This is a genomic window from Streptomyces sp. NPDC029169 (assembly GCF_055563935.1).
This window is the reverse complement of record NZ_JBVHXA010000039.1, coordinates 1-2,241: the sequence shown is the minus strand read 5'-3', so window position 1 is coordinate 2,241 and position 2,241 is coordinate 1. Positions and strand designations below refer to the sequence as shown.

The 2,241-nt window shown below is 73.4% G+C and carries 3 protein-coding genes; 1 reads left to right on the top strand and 2 read right to left on the bottom strand.

The window, feature by feature from the left end; genetic code table 11:
• Together ACZ4VI_RS34595 and ACZ4VI_RS34590 are read right to left on the bottom strand one after the other, a co-directional pair.
• Positions 1-313, bottom strand: a 313-nt coding sequence (locus tag ACZ4VI_RS34595) for a 4'-phosphopantetheinyl transferase family protein (protein WP_468005864.1), incomplete at its 3' end; no start/stop codon positions are given.
• Positions 314-690: 377 nt separating this feature from the next.
• Positions 691-1,131: a nuclear transport factor 2 family protein gene (locus ACZ4VI_RS34590; protein WP_468005863.1), complete on the bottom strand. Its 441-nt coding sequence runs from the start codon at positions 1,129-1,131 to the stop codon at positions 691-693.
• Positions 1,132-1,286: 155 nt separating this feature from the next.
• On the opposite strand from ACZ4VI_RS34590, the gene fabG reads away from it, so the two are divergent.
• A complete protein-coding gene (gene fabG, locus ACZ4VI_RS34585) occupies positions 1,287-2,072 on the top strand; it encodes a 3-oxoacyl-ACP reductase FabG (protein WP_468005861.1) in 786 nt (261 codons plus the stop codon).
• Positions 2,073-2,241 lie beyond the last annotated feature (169 nt).

Genomic DNA, 2,241 nt, shown 5'->3' with positions numbered 1-2,241 from the left:
CCCCCCCCCCCCCCCCCCCCCCCCCCCCCCCCCCCCCCCCCCCCCCCCCCCCCCCCCCCCCCCCCCCCCCCCCCCCCCCCCCCCCCCCCCCGCCCTGCTTCAGGGCGAAGCCCGCCGTCGTGAACGGCAGCCGCAGCCCGACCCCGAGCGCCTTGCCGTAGGCCTCCTTCACGGTCCACAGCGTCACGAGCTCCGCATTGCGCCGGCCGGCCGGCAGCTCCGCGAGGGCCACCCGCTCCGCGGGCGTGCACATCCGGTGCTCCAGGCCGGTCCCGTCCAGTGCGCGGGCCGTGCGCTCGGCGTCCGTGCCCACCGGACCGACCCGGCTGAGCGCCACCGCGAGGAGTCCCCGGGTGTGCGTCAGGCTGACGGAGAACCCCGGACGGCCACTCAGGCGCGGCCTGCCGCCCGGCTCCCGCACCAGCTCGACCTCGTGGGGGCGGAGGCCGAGGACGGCGCCCGCGGCGTGCTTGAGCAGGGCGCGCGAGGCGAGGTGACGGCGGCGCACCACGGGGTTGCGGATGCCCCGGTACCGCTCCGCCTCGCGCGGCGAGAGCAGCCCGTCCGCCGCCGCACCGGAGGTCTCCCAGCCCGTCTCGGCGCCGTGCACCAGGACCACCCCGGACCGCCGCAGCGCCTCGCGCACGGGGCTCCAGGAGGCGCCGGGGCGGTCCACGCGCACGTCCGGGATCACCCGTCGAGGTGGTCGTACGTGACGACGCGGGAGCGCATCAGGATCCGGTCCCCGTCGATGTCCAGGACGTCGTTGATCTGGCAGCTCGGCCAGATCTCGGGCTTCGGCGTCCCCGGTGTGGTGCGGACCACCAGGACGTACGCCGTGGAGCGCACGGAGCCGTCGGCCTGCGGGTCGAGCACGAGCTGGTCGAACCAGTGCCGGCGCTGGACCGGCTTGTCCTTGAACTGCTCATGGAACCGGCGGAGTTCGGCCACGATCCCGGCCCTGGTCCGGGCCGGTTCGGTGCCCGGCGTGTGCTGGAAGGTGCCGTCCTCGGTGAACGTCGCCGCGTACTCCTCGAACCGGCCGTTGTCGAGTGCCTGCATCTGGCGTGCGTAGAACGCCTGCACAGCCACGTAGAGGCCGGTCTGCGACGGTGCGTACGTCTCGGTCATCGCGCTCCTCCGGAAGGTCGGGACAGGGACACCACCGTGCCCCCACCGGCTCGAACGCGACTGGAGCGGTACGGCTCGAGACGGCTTCCACCCGGGTTCGAGCCGCGGTGGCCACGCTCGGCCGGAACCATCGACAAGCGGATACGGGAGAGCACATGGCGAAGGCGGCCAAGCCCGTCGCCCTGGTGACCGGGGCGACCAGCGGCATCGGTCTGGAGATCACGAAGCGGCTCGCCGGACTCGGCGCGAGCGTCTACATCTGCGCCCGTGACGAGGACAGGCTCGCGGAGACCCTGAAGGATCTCCAGGGCCAGGGGCTCGACGTGGACGGCAGCGTCTGCGACGTGTCACGGCACGAGCAGATCAAGGAGTTCGTGCGGGCCGCGGTCGAGCGCCACGGCACGGTGGACATCCTGGTGAACAACGCGGGCCGCAGCGGCGGCGGCGCCACCGCCGAGATCGCGGACGAGCTGTGGCTCGACGTGATCAACACCAACCTCAACAGCGTCTTCCTCATGACCAAGGAAGTCCTCACCACCGGCGGGATGCTGGCCAAGGACCGCGGCCGGATCATCAACATCGCCTCCACCGGCGGCAAGCAGGGCGTCGTGCACGCCGCGCCCTACTCGGCGTCGAAGCACGGCGTGGTGGGCTTCACCAAGGCCCTCGGCCTGGAGCTCGCGCGCACCGGCATCACCGTCAACGCGGTGTGCCCGGGCTTCGTCGAGACCCCCATGGCGGAGCGCGTACGGGAGCACTACGCGGCCATCTGGAACGTGAGCGAGCAGGAGACCCACGACCGGATCACCACCCGCGTCCCGATCGGCCGCTATGTGGAGCCTCGTGAGGTCGCCGCCATGGTCGAGTACCTGGTCGGTGACGACGCGGCGGCGGTCACGGCGCAGGCGCTCAACGTCTGCGGCGGCCTGGGCAACTACTGAGCCGCCCCGGGCACACACGGACGCCGGAGGGGGGGGGGGGGGGGGGGGGGGGGGGGGGGGTGGGGGGGGGGTGGTGGGGGGGGGGGGGGGGAGAGGTCCGCGCATACGTGCGGTAGATGGCGATCCCCATGCCCGAATCGGTGATACCCGGGCTGTTTGTCACGTACGC

What these genes read in the sequence shown, in the direction of transcription:
- fabG (WP_468005861.1), top strand. Translation starts at nt 1,287, where the DNA reads ATGGCGAAGGCGGCCAAGCCCGTCGCCCTGGTGACCGGGGCGACCAGC.
- ACZ4VI_RS34590 (WP_468005863.1), bottom strand. Translation starts at nt 1,131, where the DNA reads ATGACCGAGACGTACGCACCGTCGCAGACCGGCCTCTACGTGGCTGTG.